Origin of the sequence: Synechococcus sp. NB0720_010, from assembly GCF_023078835.1 — a bacterium.
Lineage (GTDB): Bacteria > Cyanobacteriota > Cyanobacteriia > PCC-6307 > Cyanobiaceae > Vulcanococcus.
Genome location: NZ_CP090898.1, coordinates 336,628 through 350,611, shown reverse-complemented (window position 1 = coordinate 350,611; position 13,984 = coordinate 336,628). Strand labels below are relative to the sequence as shown.

General features: G+C 62.7%; 12 protein-coding genes. 8 read left to right on the top strand and 4 right to left on the bottom strand.

Translation table 11 applies throughout. The features are described 5' to 3' along the window. Positions 1 to 7: 7 nt before the first annotated feature. Both LY254_RS01860 and LY254_RS01855 read left to right on the top strand, forming a co-directional pair. The gene (locus LY254_RS01860; RefSeq protein WP_247478504.1) at positions 8 to 1,738 is read left to right on the top strand and encodes a M61 family metallopeptidase; all 1,731 of its coding nucleotides are present in this window, start codon (positions 8 to 10) and stop codon (positions 1,736 to 1,738) included. Positions 1,739 to 1,740: 2 nt separating this feature from the next. Beyond that, positions 1,741 to 2,583, top strand: a complete 843-nt coding sequence (locus LY254_RS01855) for an N-acetylmuramoyl-L-alanine amidase (protein ID WP_247478502.1) — start codon at positions 1,741 to 1,743, stop codon at positions 2,581 to 2,583. A gap of 7 nt (positions 2,584 to 2,590) precedes the next feature. On the opposite strand, the gene LY254_RS01850 is transcribed toward LY254_RS01855, so the two are convergent. Beyond that, entirely contained in the window at positions 2,591 to 3,196 is a 606-nt protein-coding gene (locus LY254_RS01850; RefSeq protein WP_010317054.1) for a hypothetical protein, read from the bottom strand. 397 nt (positions 3,197 to 3,593) lie between these two features. On the opposite strand from LY254_RS01850, the gene LY254_RS01845 reads away from it, so the two are divergent. Continuing rightward, a complete protein-coding gene (locus LY254_RS01845) occupies positions 3,594 to 5,195 on the top strand; it encodes a glucose-6-phosphate isomerase (RefSeq protein WP_247478500.1) in 1,602 nt (533 codons plus the stop codon). A 4-nt stretch (positions 5,196 to 5,199) separates the two neighbouring features. Here LY254_RS01845 and leuS read toward each other — a convergent pair whose 3' ends face one another. Next, a complete protein-coding gene (gene leuS / locus LY254_RS01840) occupies positions 5,200 to 7,848 on the bottom strand; it encodes a leucine--tRNA ligase (protein WP_247478499.1) in 2,649 nt (882 codons plus the stop codon). A 42-nt stretch (positions 7,849 to 7,890) separates the two neighbouring features. Beyond that, positions 7,891 to 8,130 (bottom strand): hypothetical protein, encoded by a 240-nt coding sequence (locus tag LY254_RS01835; protein ID WP_247478498.1) that lies wholly within the window; start codon positions 8,128 to 8,130, stop codon positions 7,891 to 7,893. Positions 8,131 to 8,174: 44 nt separating this feature from the next. Between LY254_RS01835 and dapF the strand changes: the two genes are divergently transcribed. From dapF to LY254_RS01810, 5 genes are all read left to right on the top strand, one after another. Beyond that, positions 8,175 to 9,299, top strand: coding sequence for a diaminopimelate epimerase (dapF, locus tag LY254_RS01830; protein ID WP_247478497.1), 1,125 nt, complete (start codon positions 8,175 to 8,177; stop codon positions 9,297 to 9,299). Next, complete coding sequence (locus LY254_RS01825; RefSeq protein ID WP_247478496.1) at positions 9,296 to 10,483, top strand: cysteine desulfurase family protein; 1,188 nt, start codon at positions 9,296 to 9,298, stop codon at positions 10,481 to 10,483. Before dapF ends, LY254_RS01825 begins: the two co-directional genes overlap by 4 nt. 24 nt (positions 10,484 to 10,507) lie before the next feature. Beyond that, positions 10,508 to 11,197 (top strand): DUF1995 family protein, encoded by a 690-nt coding sequence (locus tag LY254_RS01820; RefSeq protein WP_247478495.1) that lies wholly within the window; start codon positions 10,508 to 10,510, stop codon positions 11,195 to 11,197. A 62-nt stretch (positions 11,198 to 11,259) separates the two neighbouring features. Then, positions 11,260 to 11,775 (top strand): DUF4330 domain-containing protein, encoded by a 516-nt coding sequence (locus tag LY254_RS01815; protein WP_247478494.1) that lies wholly within the window; start codon positions 11,260 to 11,262, stop codon positions 11,773 to 11,775. A 2-nt stretch (positions 11,776 to 11,777) separates the two neighbouring features. After that, positions 11,778 to 13,046, top strand: a complete 1,269-nt coding sequence (locus tag LY254_RS01810) for a D-alanyl-D-alanine carboxypeptidase/D-alanyl-D-alanine-endopeptidase (RefSeq protein WP_247478493.1) — start codon at positions 11,778 to 11,780, stop codon at positions 13,044 to 13,046. Here LY254_RS01810 and LY254_RS01805 read toward each other — a convergent pair. Beyond that, positions 13,043 to 13,981: a hypothetical protein gene (locus LY254_RS01805; RefSeq protein WP_247478486.1), complete on the bottom strand. Its 939-nt coding sequence runs from the start codon at positions 13,979 to 13,981 to the stop codon at positions 13,043 to 13,045. The genes LY254_RS01810 and LY254_RS01805 overlap by 4 nt on opposite strands. Positions 13,982 to 13,984: the final 3 nt, after the last annotated feature.

Below are 13,984 nucleotides of genomic sequence, written 5' to 3'. Positions count from 1 at the left end.
TTGAACGATGACGGGATTGGTTCAGGTCCAGCTTGATCTGAGCAACCCTCAGAGCCACCTGGTGCATGTGCGGCTGGAGATATCCTCTCCCCAAGCGCAGCAACAGGTCTCACTACCCGGCTGGACACCCGGCTCCTACCTGATCCGCGACTACGTCAAACAGCTGGAGGGCTTCAAGGCTGTTCAGCAGGGTCTTGGGCGGTCCGTGCGCCGCACCGATCCGAGTACCTGGCAGATCGATTGCAATCCAGACGCGGGACCGCTGGTGCTGACTTATGCCGTCATGGCCACGGAGCTGACGGTTCGCACCTGTCATCTGGATCAGGACCACGGCTTTTTCGCCTTGGCGGCGGTGGTTCTCGAGGTGGCGGGTCAGCGCTGGAGTCCCCACCGCCTGACCTTCGTGGTGCCCAATGGCTGGAATGCCTTTGTTCCCCTGCCCACGGATGCCACGGGATCCTGGCTCGCGACAACGTTTGATCAGCTGATCGACAGCCCCATCGAGGCCGGTCCACACCAGTCGCATCCGTTCGAGGTCCTGGGTGTTCCCCATCGCTGGGTGACCTGGTTTTCAGATCCCGCCTGCGCGGTGTGGTTCGCCGATCGTTATCCGACGTTCTTCGAGGACGTACAGCAGGTCTGTTTGGCCTGTTGCCGGCTGATGGGCGAACCCAGACCCGCCAGTTCGGACTACCTCTTTGTGCTGCACCTCTTGGATGAGGGGTATGGGGGCCTGGAGCACGACGACAGCACAGTCCTTGTCTATGGGCGCCGCAACCTCGAGACCAGCAGCGGATACCGCAAGTTTCTGCAGCTCGTTGCCCACGAGTATTTCCACCAGTGGAACGTCCGGCGTCTGACCCCAAGGGAACTTCGGCCGGTGGACTACAACCGCGCCAGTGTGATCCCGACGCTCTGGTTTGCAGAAGGGGTCACCAGCTACTTCGATCAGCTGCTGCCGCTGACCGCGGGCTTGAGTACGCCGCAGGACTACTTCAGTGATCTTGGGGAGGACCTCAGCCGTTACCTGCTCACGCCTGGGCGTCAGGTCCAGACCCTCAGAGAGAGCAGTGAGGAGGCTTGGGTCAAGCTCTACAAGGCCGATGCCTACTCCGCGAGTAGCCAAGTCAGCTATTACCTCAAGGGGGCGGTCGTCGCCCTCTGTTTGGACCTGGAGCTCCGGCGTCACCAGAGCTCACTCTCCGCAGTTGTTCAGCAGCTTTGGAGAAGCCACGGTCGCCATGGTCGCGGCTATGGGGAGTCCGATCTGCTGGAGGCCTTTGAAGGGCAAGTCACCGGTTTGGCTGGGCGTCTAGAGCAATGGTTGACGGACGTCGACGATCCTGATTGTTCTGGCTACCTGTTGGATGTAGGCCTGGCTCTGGAGCCGGAGATGTCCAGCGATCCTTGGACGGGAATGACCACGGGTCTGAAGGACGGCCGGCTGGTGGTTCAACGCGTTTTGCGCCATAGCCCGGCTGAGCGGGCTGGGCTGATGGTGGGCGATGAACTGATCGGCTTGGCCGGCCAGCGGCTGGCCAAGCCCGAGGACGTTCCAACGCATCTGCGTGCTGGCGTGGCTCAGCCGCTGCTCATGGCCCGTCGTTCCAGTCTGCGGGAGCTTCAACTCTGCAGTGATCCACCGCAGCCCAAGCGCTACAAACTCGAGCCTGTAGCCAACCCCACAACCGCCCAGCAGGCAGCCCAAGAGGCCTGGTTACAACAACGGGTGGGCTAGCCATGGTCCGGCTCGTTCCCGAGCAACCGACTCGCATTCCGCACCGCCGTGCACTGGGGCTGGCCCTAGTCGCTTTGGCTGGCCTCAGCCTCATTCCGCTCTGGCAGCGTTCGAGTCAGGCTCCCGCGCGGCTGCCAGCTCCCCTTGCCAATGCACGGCCCGCTCCTCTCCCTCCCGCTCAAGCGGCATGGACCAGCCCCCTGCAGCGCCAATGCAGCGTGAATGACCGCGCCCTCGTGGCACGGTTAAAGACGCATCAGCAGAACTACCCCTCCACCCTCAAGCGGGTCAAGATCGACCCCTCCAACTACGACCAGCGCGTGCCCTATGACGCGTTTGGAAATTCGTTGCAGACGACCCCATCGCTTGTCGTTCTGCATGAGACGGTCTTCGGGCTGCAATCGGCGCTGAACACCTTCATCAAGCACAACCCAAGGGATGAGGACCAGGTCAGCTACCACCTGCTGATCGGTGAAAACGGAGAGTCGGTTGAAGCCCTACACCCCCGATTTCGTGCCTATGGAGCGGGTTACTCCGCTTTCGATGGCGAATGGGCGGTATTGAATCCAGAGCTTCCTGGCTCTATCAACAACTTCGCTCTGCACCTCAGCCTCGAGACACCGCTGGATGGTGAGAACGATGCGGAAACCCACAGTGGCTATAGCTCCGCCCAGTACGACGCCATGGCCGTTGTCCTTGCGGATTGGATGAACCGCTACAAGATCCCGAAGGAGCGGATTACGACCCACCGCCATGTGGATCTTGGTGCAGCGCGTGCTGATCCCAGGAGCTTCAACTGGGAGGCGCTGCAGCAGCGATTGGCGGCCCTTGGGGTGCTCTGCTGAAGACCCTTCAGATCAGCGGTGACAGGGGTTGCCGCTGGCGCCCATAGACCAAGCCGTGCAGTTCGGGGTCCTGCATGTAGCGCAGGATCCTCGCTGGGTAGTCGAGTTTGCCGTTGTGGAGATAGGCGAGGGTTGCCACAGTCTTGGCATGACGGTGGGAGCGACTGACGTTGCTGGTCTCACTGGCCTGCCGGTCGAGGAGCTTCAGCAGACGCATCATTTTTCCCGCCAGAAGTTCGACGTTGCGCTCCGGGTCGAGCAGTTGATTGCGGGCGGCTTGAATCTCCTCGGGGCTGGCATTGGGGCTCAGCAATCCCTGTTTCTCCATCTCACTGAGGCCCAGCTGGGCTGGGCCATGGGTGCTGAATAGCCCGGAATGGGCTGCCAAGGGGTGATCCTCACCGGGCTTGGCGTGCTGCATCTCGTCAAACAGAATCGCGGCCAACAGCATCGGGTTCAGGCCCGTGCGGCGGCTTTGCTGTTGGATCACCGGCTGAAGCGATTGCAACCGATTCACCGTGTGGTCCCGAAGGGGGGTGAACTGGTCCACCCCTTGGGTGAATAGACGCGCGAGCCGAGGTTGGGGTCCATGCACGCCAAAGCGGCGCTGCAACTCCTTCAGCTCTTCTGCGCTGAACTTGGTTGGGTCTGAATGGCTGCTGCTATCGATGCGATCGACACTGACGCCGTTGCTGGGGCGCAGAGCGGTCTGGACAAGCGGGTAGGTCGCCAGGCTGGCTAGCGCCGTTGTGGCCGCCCCAAGCCAGGCCCAGAGATTGCGCCTGGTGCGATGGGGCCGAAGCCGCTTTCCGTAGCGCAGATTGAGAGTCAGACCCCAATCAAAAGGCTTTTCTTGAGCCTAGGTCGACCTTTCGCCTGAGGCCGCACTCATGCGCAGGTCCACACAGTCGCAACCTGGTCCCGGCTCAATCCTCAGGAAACGCCAAAAAGGGTATCCCTGATTGGATTTCACCGATAGGTTCAAAGGGCGGACCGCTTGATCTGGCCTGATGTCTTCCCGCCCCTCTGCACCCGCTCTGGACCCCGCGAGCCAGTGGCAGAGGTTCTGCAGTCAGCTCTGGCACAACGAAAAGCTCGGCTTCTGGCTCGATGTCAGCCGCATGGGCCTGGATTCGGCCACCCTCTCTGCCTTAAAGCCTCGTTTTGATCAGGCCTTCCAGGCCATGGCGGCCCTGGAGTCCGGCTCCATCGCCAACGCCGATGAGCAACGCCAGGTTGGTCACTACTGGCTACGCAACCCTCAGCTCGCCCCCGATCCAGCCAGTGGAGCTCACATCCAGGCTGAAGTCGATCGCATTGAGTCCTTCGGTCGCGACGTTCTCTCTGGAGCCATCGGCAATGGCTCTGGGCAGCGCTTTACCGACGTGCTTTGGATCGGCATCGGCGGCTCTGGCCTTGGCCCCCTCTTGATGATTCGGGCGCTTCAGGATCCAGGAGCTGGCCTTCCCTTCCATTTCTTCGACAATGTCGATCCCGATGGAATGCGCCGGACCTTGGCGTCCATTGGTGAGCGGCTGAAGACCACCCTGGTGATTGTGGTCAGCAAGTCCGGGGGAACCCCCGAGCCCCATATCGGCATGCTTCAAGCGCGTCGTGCGGTTGAGGCAGCCGGCGGAAGTTGGTCCCAACAGGCCGTCGCCGTCACGATGGTCGACAGCAAGCTCGATCGTGAAGCGAAGGACTCGGGTTGGTTGGCGCGCTTCGACATGTTCGATTGGGTCGGCGGCCGAACCAGCATTACCAGTGCTGTGGGTTTGCTCCCAGGCGTTCTGATTGGCTCCGACATCCGGGAGTTCCTGGCGGGTGCGGCTGAGATGGATGCGGTCACTCGGGTGGCCGATTTTGATCAGAACCCGGCTGCACTGTTGGCCGCTGCCTGGTATTCCGCCTGTGGCGGCAAGGGCCAGCGAGACATGGTTGTGCTTCCGTACCGCGACCGTCTGGAGGTCTTCAGCCGCTACCTCCAGCAACTGGTGATGGAGAGCCTGGGTAAGAAGTTGGACCGCAACGGTCAGGTCGTCCACCAGGGCATTGCGGTCTACGGCAACAAAGGCTCGACCGACCAACACGCCTACGTGCAGCAACTTCGCGACGGTGTCGACAACTTCTTCGTGACCTTTGTCGAGGTGCTGGAGGACCCAGGCGATATTCCGCCGCTGGAGGGCGAGAATCCTGGCGACTTCTTGGACGGCTTCCTCCAGGGCACCCGTTCAGCTTTGACTGAAGAAGGACGCTTCAACCTCAGCATCACGATGCAGCGACTGAACGCCCACAGCCTGGGTGCCCTGATTGCACTGTTCGAGCGCGCCGTGGGCTTCTACGGCGAGTTGGTCAACGTCAACGCCTACCACCAACCTGGCGTTGAGGCCGGCAAGAAAGCGGCGGCAGCACTTCTGGATCTGCAGTCCAGGTTGGAGATGGTGATGGCTGACCAGCGGGAACACACCCTGGCCGAACTCCAAGGCAAGTTGGCACTGGAGACTGCCGAGCCCCTCTATTGGATCCTGCGGCACCTCTGCGCCAACCGTCGCCACATCTCAGCCAAAGGGGACTGGGGGCAGCCCGAGTCCCTCGTGTTCATTCACGACTAGGTCCCTAGGGGACCAGGTTGACGAGCCGTCCAGGGACAACGATGACGCGGCTGGGGGCTTTGCCCTCCAGCCATTTCTCTGCGATCTCGCTCTCAAGCGCCAAGCGCTCGAGCGTTGCTTTATCGGCGTCGGCTGGCACCTCAAGGTTGCCGCGCACCTTGCCCTTGATCTGAATCACCAGGGGGACGGTGGCGCGCACCAGGGCGGACGCGTCGCATTGGGGCCACTGCTGCGTGTGGATGCTGCTGTTCTCTAGAGCCTCATCCGCAGACCGGCCTCCGAGCTTCAACCAGAGTTCCTCGGCCAGGTGGGGCGCAAATGGTGCCAGCAGGACCAAGAGCGTGCGCAGGGCTTCGCAGGCCAGCACATCCGAGCTCGCAGCCAAATGTGTCCCCATGGCATTGCTGAGTTTCATCAACTCAGAAACCGCCGTATTGAACTGAACGTCTCCATCGAGATCGTCAGTGATCTCTTGGATTGCCGTGTGAACCGCACGGCGCAGCTCTTGTTCTGCCTCCGAGAGTGCCTCGCCTGAGCCCAGGCGCTCAGCGACCGACTCCGGCGCACCAGCGCCGCCGGCCAGACTCAGGCCGCGCTCAAGAGCTGCATCGGCAAGACGCCAGATGCGCTGAAGGAAGCGGAACTGCCCTTCCACGTCCGCGTCATCCCACTCCAGGTCCTTTTCCGGCGGAGCCTTAAAGAGGATGAACATCCGCGCGGTGTCAGCGCCGTACTTGTCGATGACAAGTGCAGGGTCGACTCCGTTGTACTTGGACTTGGACATCTTCTCGAAGAAGGTCTCCAAGGGATCGCCCGTTAACGGATCACGGGGATCCGTGGCATCGGCCACCTCAGCGGGTGGGATGTACTTGCCTGTTTTGGGGTTCTTGTAGGTGATCCCTTGAACCATTCCCTGGGTGAGTAGCCGTTGAAAGGGCTCATCGAAACCAAGGAGGCCTCGGTCCCTCAACACCTTCGTGAAGAAGCGCGAGTAGAGAAGGTGAAGGATGGCGTGCTCGATACCGCCGACGTACTGATCAACTGGCAACCACTGGTCGACGGCGTCTTTCGCAAACGGCAGCTGAGTGTTCTTGGCGTCGCTGTAGCGCAGGAAATACCAGCTGGAACACATGAAGGTGTCCATGGTGTCGGTCTCGCGGCGAGCTGGTTTGCCGCAGCAGGGGCAGTCGACATTGACCCAGCTTTCAAGTTGGGCCAGGGGGGATCCCCCCTTGCCGCTGAAGGCGACATCCCTTGGCAGTTCAACCGGCAGCTGCTCATTGGGCACCGGAACAACACCGCAGCTCTCGCAGTGGATCACCGGAATCGGGCAGCCCCAGTAACGCTGCCTGGAAATCAGCCAATCCCTCAGGCGGAATTGGACTTTCTCACGGGCCCAACCCTCCTTCTCCCCTGCTTCGGTGATCGCCCGTTTGGCCGCCTTGTTGGTCATCCCATCGAAGCCCTGGGAATGGATCAAGACCCCTGCTTCGGTCCAGGCTCCACCCTCAAAGGCATGTTCGTCACTTCCCTCGGGAATGATCACCTGCTTGACCGGGAGTTCGTACTGGCGGGCAAACAGAAAATCCCGTTGGTCATGGGCGGGCACTCCCATGACGGCCCCCGTGCCGTACTCCGCCAGGACGTAGTCAGCAATCCAAACCGGGATCAGTTCTCCATTGGCGGGGTTTCGCACCTGGGCACCAATGGACACACCACGCTTGGGTTTGTCCTCCGCCGTCCGTTCCTGTTCGCTCTGGCGGGACACCAGGTCACAGAACGCTTCGACTTCGGTCTGGTGGGCCGCCGTCGTCAGGGCGGGGACGAGTGGATGCTCCGGAGCCAGAACGACGTAGCTGGCGCCAAAGAGGGTGTCGGGTCTGGTGGTGAACACCGTGACCTGCTCGCCACTGACCTGGCCGTTGGCGTCGACCACACTGAACCGGATCTCAGCTCCGGTGCTGCGGCCGATCCAATTGGCCTGCATCGTGCGCACCCGCTCCGGCCAACCCTCCAGCTTGGGCAGGTCATCCAGCAGCTGCTGGGCGTAATCGGTGATCTTCAGGAACCACTGCCGCAGCTTGCGCTTCTCAACGAGAGCACCGGAGCGCCAGGACCGCCCTTCGCTGTCGACCTGCTCATTGGCAAGCACGGTCTGGTCGATCGGATCCCAATTAACGGTGGCGTCCTTTTGGTAGGCCAGCCCACCATCGAGGAACTGGAGGAAGAGCCACTGGGTCCAGCGGTAGTAATCGGTGTGACACGTGGCCAGCTCCCGATCCCAATCAATCGACAGCCCCAGCTGATCGAGTTGATCGCGCATTGAGGCAATGTTTTGGTCCGTCCAAGCACCGGGATCCACGCCCCGCTCAATGGCGGCGTTCTCAGCGGGCAGACCAAAGGCATCCCAGCCCATCGGATGCAGCACTTTCTTGCCGCGTAAGCGCTGAACCCTGGCGACCACATCGGTGATCACATAGTTCCGGACATGCCCCATGTGCAGGTTCCCTGAGGGGTAGGGGAACATCGACAGGGCATAAAAGGCCTCGTCGCCGGCCTTGATCTCTGGGGTGCTGTGTAGACCATTTGCCTTCCAGGCCCGTTGCCAGCCGGCCTCAGTGGCCTGGGGTTGGTAGCGGCTGGACTCGCTCACGGGCGGATCGGGAGTGGAGCAGTGATGCTCCCATAGCTGCTGTTAGGCGAGGGGCCGCAGCATCGCGATGGCATCGCGATTGATCAGCAAGCTGTGGGTGCCGGGCTCCGATTCCAGTGCGAGAAAACAAGCGTCAACCCAGAGCGGTCTGCCAGTGACGCTGCTGCCGTTGAGGAGCTGGACCGACAGGGGCAGCTGCTCGCGGATCCAGGCCTGGATTTGGCGTACTCCTGGCTGGGAGGTGTCGAGGTCTCCTGGCCGCCATTCCCGACTGCTCCCCATAGGATCGAGCGCACTGGTGGGCCTCCATTCACAGGCTGTCGCGCGTGTTCCAATTCAGCAAGTACCAAGGTCTCGGTAACGACTTTTTGATGCTCGATGGGCGTCAATCGGGCGATACGGACTTCCTCTTTGGTTTGACTCCGGAGCTGGTGGTTCAGCTCTGCGATCGCCGCTTTGGGGTGGGAGGCGACGGCGTGATCCTGGCCCTGCCACCCAACGGCGGAGGGGAATTGCGGATGCGCATCTTCAACGCCGATGGCACCGAACCCGAGATGTGCGGCAACGGCATCCGCTGCCTGGCCCGATTCCTGGCCGATTGCGATGGGGACGGCCCCGGCCGCACCTGGCAGGTCGACACCCTGGCGGGCCGGATCGTTCCGGAGCTTCTCCCCGACGGCACGATTCGCGTCGACATGGGCGCGCCCTTCCTGACGCCAAGCGAGATCCCAACGACCCTGGAGGTCGGCGAGGCGGGGCTTCCCAGCGGCGAACTGGAGATTGATGGCGAGCGGTTTGCCGTGGCCGCTGCCGGAATGGGCAACCCCCACGTGGTGGTGCCTGTGGATTCCGTCGATGAAATCGACTTGGAGCGTTTTGGCAGTCAGCTAGAGATCCACCCCGCGTTCCCGGCGAAAACCAATGTCCATTTCGTCGAGGTGCTCTCGCCCTCCCATCTGGTGATGCGGGTCTGGGAACGCGGGGCAGGCCCAACCCTCGCTTGCGGCACCGGAGCCTGCGCCACCCTGGTGGCCTGCCATCGCCTGGGGCTCTCCGAGCGCACAGCCCGTATCGACCTCCCGGGCGGCCCCCTGCAGATTCACTGGGACGCCATGAACGGCAAGGTCTTTATGGACGGCCCGGCGGAGCATGTGTTCGACGGTTCCATCCCGGATGCAGAGTCCGTAGCCGCGGCGCGTGGGCAGGCCGCAGAGACGGAGATGGTGCCCCCTGCCGTGGAGCAGTCCCAACCCCCCGCCGATTCAGGCGATCAGATCGACTGCGCGACGGTCTGCGCTAACGGCTGTATCCGCCCGGACAATTGCCCCAGCGAAGCCGCCCGAGCCAAGGTCGCGGCACTGCTCAACAGCACCTCCCTGGATGATCTGGTGACCCTGGCCACCAATTCCCTGGAGTCTCGGACCCGCGCTCGCTTCGAGCGCGAACCATGACTTCGGATCTTCGCCAATACCTCGATTGCGCCGCGACCACCCCGTTGGCGCCAGAGGTTCAGGCGGAGATCCAACGGGTGGATCGCGAGGCCTGGGCGAATCCATCCAGCCTGCATGCCTTCGGCCTGGCCGCCGCCGAACAGCTCGAGCGCAGCCGCCAACAGATCGCTGCTCAGCTGGGCTGCGGTGGGGACCTGATCTTTACCTCCGGCGGTTCCGAATCAATTCATCTCGCCCTACTCGGTGCCGCTGCTGAGCTCTGGGACGGGCAAGGGTCAGCACCTCGGCTCTTGCTCTCTGCGGTTGAGCACCCCGCCACCGAAGCGGCGGCGCTGCAGCTGCAACGGAAGGGTTGGCAGCTCGAGCGCATCCCGGTGGATCGCCAGGGCTTCATTGATCTTGCGGTCCTGGAGTCGCAGCTCGCGCCACCGACCCGTTTGGTGTCGTTGATCTGGGGTCAGAGCGAGGTCGGCACCCTCCAGCCCATGGACCTGGTCGGTCGGCTCTGCCGTCAAGCAGGGGTGCTGCTGCATGTGGATGCTGTGCAGGTGGCTGCGCAACGGCCGATTGATTTCGATGCGCTGCCCATTGATTTACTCAGCGTCGCCAGTCACAAGCTCAGTGGACCCCGGGGTGTTGGCGCCCTCTTGATTCGGGATCAGGTGCCAGTCCGCCCAATCCAGTCCGGTGGCGGCCAGGAGCAGGGGATCCGTGCTGGGACCGAACCGGTGCCCTTGATTGCGGGCTTTGCCAAGGCTCTGGAGTTGCTCAACATCCAGCGCTTTCAAGGGACGAAAGATCCGCTGATTGAAAGGCGTGACGCACTGCTGACGGGTTTGCTCCAGCTGCCCGGAGTGGAGCTGACCGGTCCTGATCCCCTTCAGGATCCTGAACAGCGCCTGTCGAATCACATCAGCTTGTTGGTCGCGTCGCCGCAGGGCGTGCCCCTCTCCGGACGCTCCGTCGTTCGGGCCATGTCACGTCTGGGCTACGGGATCAGCAGCGGCTCGGCCTGCAGCAGCTCCAAGGCGGCCGGCAGTCCGATCCTCGAAGCCATGGGAATCGCACCAGAGCGCAGCTCCAGCGGCCTGCGCCTCAGTTTGGGGTCCTGGCATCGCGACGCTGACCTTGCGCCTGTCCCGATCGCTTTGCGGGAGGCCATCGCCGCAGTGATGGCTGATTAGGGTCGACCGAACGATATGGCCCGGATGCTCCCCGCTGATCTGCGACGCGCTGAAGCTGAAGCTGTTGAAGCGATTGCCGCTGCCCTTGCCAGCCAAGCCAAAGGCTTCTGGACCGCAGAATTTCGGTTTGAAGGACTGCGCATCCTGCCGGTCTCGCTGCGCCTGTTGGCAGCGCTTTTGCCTGCCCATGCTGAGGCCCGTTTGGTCTTCCCTGACGCCGGTGCAGCGGCCCTGGCCAAGCGGGACGCAGCGGAGCAGGCGGGCAGCATCACCGAACTCAGCGGAATCAAGCGACTCCAGCAGGCCGACGGCGGTAGCGATGGGCTTCTGGTCCTGGTAGCCCCGACCCCGGCGGACTACGAGGACGTTGAAGCCGTCTGCGCTCAGCACCGCGGCAGTGTTGTTCTGCTGAACGGAAAATTGGAGGATGCCGCGGTAGGGATTGGGACTGTGGCGCGCGAGCGTCGCAAGGGCTTCCTCGCCATCTGGCAGTCCGCCTATGCCCTCATCCCCACCGGGGAGGGCGCACTCAGACGTGCCTATCCCCAGGACTGGCAGCTCTACCGGCGAGACCCCGACGGCTATCGCTTCGTCAAGGACTTCGAGCTCAAGCCAGATGCTGAGCAGATGGCCGACGCCCTTGAGGGTGAAGGCGGCGGGGTCGCTCGAGGACTCAAGGCCGTTGATCGCCTGATCGAGGGGCTCCAGAACTAGCTCCCACGAATGCTTGTTTCGGCGGCCCAGTCTCCGTACAGTTCGAACTCTGCCTCCCCGCCATGCCTTCGTTGTCGCGTCGTTTCTCGCTGGTGGATGCGGGGGCTGCGGCGGCTGTGGTTTTGGCCATTGGCGGTGTGGTGTGGAGCCCCAAGCTCAGTGGCGCCGTCGCCCGAGCCACCGGCGGTTTGCAGCCAGTGACGGTGTTCGTCGATGTCCGTAACGTCCCTGTGGCCAATCCGCCTGCGCTCATCGCCGCTGCAAAGGAGCAAGGCAAGGTCTCGATCGTGATCCGCAACCAGCCCCACGGCTCGGTGGCGGTGGATGACGTCATTCCTCTGCAGCGTCAACTGGCCGCCGTTCTGGCCGATGGGAAGGTCGTCACCGCTCCCGATCCCAACCAACAGCAATTGGGCAACCTGGATGCCCGCTTTGTGCTCAAAGGGGAGGGCCGCAAGGGAGCCGGTGGAGTGGTGTTCGGAAACCAGACGCTCAAAATTGGTGCTCCCATTGAGTTGGAGGGACGGCAATTCAGGCTCAATGGCTCCGTCTCTGGGCTCCAACTCGGGGCCTCCTGACCATGGCGGGGCGGCGAGCAGGGGTTCTGACTGGCCTTGGCCTAGCGCTGTTCCCCTCGCTTGGCCTCCAGGCGGCCGCCCCTGACAGTCGGGCGATCTCCCTGCCTGCTCCACCGCCTCCACTGGGATTTCCGCAACTGCAGACCCAGGTCAGCTGTCCAGCGTTGCAGACACGCCTGCGGCAGGTGCTTGGTGCCGAAGCCAGCGTCTGGAGCGTGAGCGTTGGCGATGGCTCCGGTCGGCTCCTGGCGGATCTGAACGGTTTAACGCCCCGTATCCCAGCCTCCAACCAAAAGATGGTCACGACGGCCATGGCCTTGGACCGTCTCGGTCCCGACTACAGCCTCACGACCCGGCTCTGGCGTAGGGCCGATGGAAGCCTCCTGTTGACCGGTGAGGGGGATCCAGACTTCAACACCCCCCAGCTCCAGCGCTTCGCCAAGTTGGCGCTGGGACAAGGCGGCAGCAGCTCACCCACTCCCTCTGCGGTCCGTATCCAACTTCAGGAGGAGCCCCCCCAGCGCTGGTGGCCGGCAGGTTGGCCTGGTGAGGACCGTGTCGAGGCCTATGGCGCACCGATTACGCGTCTGGCTGTCACCAGCAATGCCAAGGCGATGGCCGTGAGCGACCCACCGAGTCGCCTTCAACAACTGTTGGCGGCAGAGATCAAACGTCAGGGAGGACAGGCCAGCATCAGCACCGTGGCACCGACCCCCAATGGGAGTCCCCCCTCCAGTGCGGTGTTGCTCCATGAGGAACGCTCGATCGGCATGCATGGCCTGTTGAGCCTGGCGAACACCGAGAGCCACAACTTCACTGCTGAGGTCCTGCTGCGCCAGGCCGCTGGAAGTTGGGACCAAGTCACAAGCCAGTGGCGTACAAGCCAATGGCTGGCCGCCCAAGGTCTACCGATGGCAGGGATCAAGGTGGTTGACGGCAGTGGTCTCGACCGCGGCAACCGCCTCACCAGCCGCCTGCTGGTGGCATTGATGTTGCGCATGGCGCAGCACCCAATGGCCGACCATTACTTCGCCTCAATGGCCATTGCCGGTGAGCGTGGAACCCTCCGCAACTACTGGTACGACACCGAGTTGCAGGGTCAGTTTTTCGGCAAAACCGGAACGATTCGAGGAGTGCGCTCCGTCAGCGGATTGCTGAACACCCCCGCTGGGCCTCGCTACATCAGCATGATTTCAAACGGGTCCAGCGCCCCCAATACGGTCATTGGACAACTGCTGCGTCAGACCCGCAACGGTGCGCTCTGCCCCTAGCGGTTTCCGGCTGCCTTGCGAATGCGATCCGCGGCGCGGCGGGCGCGGTTGATCGGCACGGCCTGCTGTTGACCAGCAACGGGGTTCGGCACCAGTGAGGCTGGATTGACACCCTGGAGCTTCACCAGCTCACGCTTGCCAGCCACAACCACCTGCCCCATCTCCCGCAGACGATCCTCGAGTTCACCGAGGACTTGTTCCGCATAGCGGTTCGCCCCTTCTTGGATCGTGCTGGCTTCTTGGCGGCTGCGGGCGATGAGGGCCTCACACTGCTGCTGGGTTTGCTGGCGGAACTGCAGAGCATCGCCCTGCACCCGCTCGGCTTCAGCCTGGCTGCTCTGCTGCAGACGAAGGGCCTCAACACGAACCTTCTCAAGTTCCGTGAGGCTCTGCTTCCGTGCTGCCTCGTGTTGCTCGCTGAGCTGTCGCTTGAGCTCGATCGCTTCTTGATCAAGCTGCTGGCGGCGTTGCAGCCCTTCCTGTTCGAGTTGCTGACGGCGCTGGCTGAACTGTTGCTCCAGCTGAGCCAGCCTGGCTTGATGCTCCTGTTCTGTCTTGGCGACCTGTTGCCGGGCCTGGGCGATCATCTGCTCGCACTGCTGGCGGGCTTGGTCGCGCAATTCCGCCACCTGCCGCTCGGCTTCACTGCGGATCGACTGGCTATTAATCAGCTGATCCCGCTGCTGCTTGGCCTGGGCGACGATGTCGTCCGCCTTTTGGCGGGCCTGCTGGATGAACTCATCCTTTTTGGCCACCAGTTCGTCGGCTTTGACCAACTGACCGGGCAGAGCATCCCGCACGGCATCCATCAATTCGATGGCGTCCTGCTCGTTGACCAAACGCCCGCCACTGAAGGGAACCCGGGTGCCGTCGAGAACGACTTCCTCCAGTTGATCCAGCTGGTCGAGCACGGAGGTCAGCTGCGTCTCAGACATCAG

Excerpts from the sequence above, each read along its gene's own strand:
- LY254_RS01860 (WP_247478504.1), top strand. The coding sequence starts at position 8 with ATGACGGGATTGGTTCAGGTCCAGCTTGATCTGAGCAACCCTCAGAGC.
- LY254_RS01855 (WP_247478502.1), top strand. The coding sequence starts at position 1,741 with ATGGTCCGGCTCGTTCCCGAGCAACCGACTCGCATTCCGCACCGCCGT.
- LY254_RS01845 (WP_247478500.1), top strand. The coding sequence starts at position 3,594 with ATGTCTTCCCGCCCCTCTGCACCCGCTCTGGACCCCGCGAGCCAGTGG.
- LY254_RS01835 (WP_247478498.1), bottom strand. The coding sequence starts at position 8,130 with ATGGGGAGCAGTCGGGAATGGCGGCCAGGAGACCTCGACACCTCCCAG.
- LY254_RS01825 (WP_247478496.1), top strand. The coding sequence starts at position 9,296 with ATGACTTCGGATCTTCGCCAATACCTCGATTGCGCCGCGACCACCCCG.
- LY254_RS01820 (WP_247478495.1), top strand. The coding sequence starts at position 10,508 with ATGCTCCCCGCTGATCTGCGACGCGCTGAAGCTGAAGCTGTTGAAGCG.
- LY254_RS01815 (WP_247478494.1), top strand. The coding sequence starts at position 11,260 with ATGCCTTCGTTGTCGCGTCGTTTCTCGCTGGTGGATGCGGGGGCTGCG.
- LY254_RS01810 (WP_247478493.1), top strand. The coding sequence starts at position 11,778 with ATGGCGGGGCGGCGAGCAGGGGTTCTGACTGGCCTTGGCCTAGCGCTG.
- LY254_RS01805 (WP_247478486.1), bottom strand. The coding sequence starts at position 13,981 with ATGTCTGAGACGCAGCTGACCTCCGTGCTCGACCAGCTGGATCAACTG.